The sequence below is a fragment of the Stenotrophomonas sp. P5_A8 genome (genome assembly GCF_056400545.1).
The window spans coordinates 1-749 of record NZ_JBFULB010000632.1; the positions used below are offsets into that span (position 1 = coordinate 1).

The window sequence follows — 749 nt, forward strand, 5'->3', positions numbered from 1 at the left end:
TCCCTAAGGTGCTGGAGAACCCCGGCGGCTCGCCGATGCGGACCGATGACGGCAACCTGATCGCGGCGCCCAACGGCTGGGGCACCAACTACAACCATGGCGACCGCAAGCGCAGCGCATTCAACTATGCCCTGCAGTGGAAGCCGAGCGAGAACACCGAGGTCTACGTCGAAGGTCTTTACGACTACGTGCGCGACGACTATGACCAGGCGTTCCTCTTCAGTTTCCCGGTCGGCGTGGTGCCGCCCACCGGGCTGCAGGTGGGCAGCAACTGCTATCCCAACCAGCTGGCGGGCCCGCTCTCGGGTCAGACCATCTGCGATGCCACCAGTGGTTCCTGGACCGGTGATACCTACGCGGCCAGCAGTACCCAGGCTCACAAGCAGCGCGGCCAGGACATTCAGAACGCGCTCGGCTTCAAGTGGAATGGCGACCAGCTGCACCTCTCCACCGAGGTCGCGCGCACGTCCGGCTATTACCGCGATGAGAACTTCATCATCGATACGTTCTTGAGCGGTCCGATCACAACGGTGTGGGATGGCACGGCCGGCAATCATCAGAATTGGTACCTGGCGGGCGACCCGGCCATGGATCCGTCACGGTTCTATCTGAATGGTCTCTTCCAGACTTGGGGCGAATCCCGCGGTGAAGAGAACAGCTGGCGAGGAGATGGCAAGTTCGATTTCCTGGACGGCCCGATCGCATTCCTGCAATTCGGCCTCCGCTACGCAGACCGCAACGCCAGCGCC

At 62.5% G+C, this 749-nt stretch carries 1 pseudogene; it reads left to right on the forward strand.

The features are described 5' to 3' along the window. Positions 1-749, forward strand: a pseudogene (locus AC1DQP_RS21180) (TonB-dependent receptor); the annotation flags it as partial.